Below are 1,303 nucleotides of genomic sequence, written 5' to 3' on the forward strand. Positions count from 1 at the left end.
ATGGCACAACCGCGACGGCCACGCCGCCGCCGTCGGTTCCGGGTAGCGCGAACTCGGGCACGGGCACCTCGGCGACGCCACCGCCCGTCGCGGGCGGTGAACACTCGGCGACGCCACCGCCCGCGACGAGCTCCCAGAACGAAGGTGGGCTCCCCGGCTTCGGTGGCAACCAGAACACAAACACCAATTCCGCCTCAGACACCACCACTGGACCTAACACCGGCCCGAACACGACCGCGGGCCCCACTGCGAACTCGAGCAGTGGCCCTCTGAGCAGCCCGAATGCGACCACCGGCCCGAACACAAACTTCGGCACGGGGCTCAACGCCACCCCGAACTCGGGCTCCGGCACCGGCATCAACACGGGTGCGAATTCGAACACGAACTCCAACGCGGGCACTCATACCGGTTCGAATTCCACCACTGGTAGCAATCAGAACACCAACACCACCAGCAACACCGCCGCGAACACCAACACCAAGGCCGGGCCCGCCACAACCGCCGACCCGAGCTCGACGAAGTCGGTCCCGCCGCCGGTTGCGGGGAGTGTGAGTGGGGTCCATTCGACCTCGGGTCCCGACCAGACCGGCGCGGCCTCCCCCTCGAACCACCAGACGAGCGTCGATGGGCCGAGCCTCAGCCCCGCTCCAACCCGGACGAACGCCACGCCGACACCGGCGAACGTCCCACCGACGGCGGCGAACACCTCGACGACGTCGCCAACCGGGACGAACATCTCGCCGTCGCGGAGTTCGGTGTCGACAGGTGGGGCGAAGGGCGATTCGTCGGCGAAATCGGGCCCGAACTCGGAAAACTCGACGAACTCGGACCCCGCTCCGGCTCCGGCTCCGGCTCCGAAGATCGACACGACGCCGACGCCCGCACCCAGCGAATCGATCAAGACCGAGCCGACGCCGGCGCCAGAGACGAACAGCAGCCAGGACACCGGTGCGAAGATCACCACTGCGCCGAACTCAGCCCCGGCAACGAACTCGGGTTCGAACCAGTCCGTGGCCCCGGACACGAACACCGAGGTGAACACCGACACCTACGCCGAGACCGACACCGGCGTCGAGACCACCGCCAACACCGACACGGCCAGCAGCACCAACGTCGACACCAAGACCAACGTCGACACCAACACCGGCAGCAGCACCAACACGAACGCCAACCAGAACACGAACGCCAGCCAGAACACGAACGCCAGCCAGAACACGAACGCCAGCCAGAACACGAACGCCAGCCAGAACACGAACGCCAGCCAGAACACGAACGCCAGCCAGAACACGAACGCCAGCCAGAA

Annotated in this window: 3 protein-coding genes; all 3 read right to left on the minus strand. The window is 66.8% G+C overall.

The features are described from left to right. A partial coding sequence (locus tag AB0878_RS16375; protein WP_366580519.1) for a hypothetical protein occupies window positions 1-391 on the minus strand: 391 nt, incomplete at its 3' end. A 42-nt stretch (window positions 392-433) separates the two neighbouring features. Next, window positions 434-1,042: a hypothetical protein gene (locus tag AB0878_RS16380; RefSeq protein WP_366580520.1), complete on the minus strand. Its 609-nt coding sequence runs from the start codon at window positions 1,040-1,042 to the stop codon at window positions 434-436. Between the two features lie 6 nt (window positions 1,043-1,048). Further along, the coding region (locus AB0878_RS16385) for a hypothetical protein (RefSeq protein ID WP_366580522.1) at window positions 1,049-1,303 on the minus strand (255 nt) is incomplete at its 5' end.

The organism is Amycolatopsis sp. NPDC047767, from assembly GCF_040704195.1.
Classification (GTDB): domain Bacteria; phylum Actinomycetota; class Actinomycetes; order Mycobacteriales; family Pseudonocardiaceae; genus Amycolatopsis.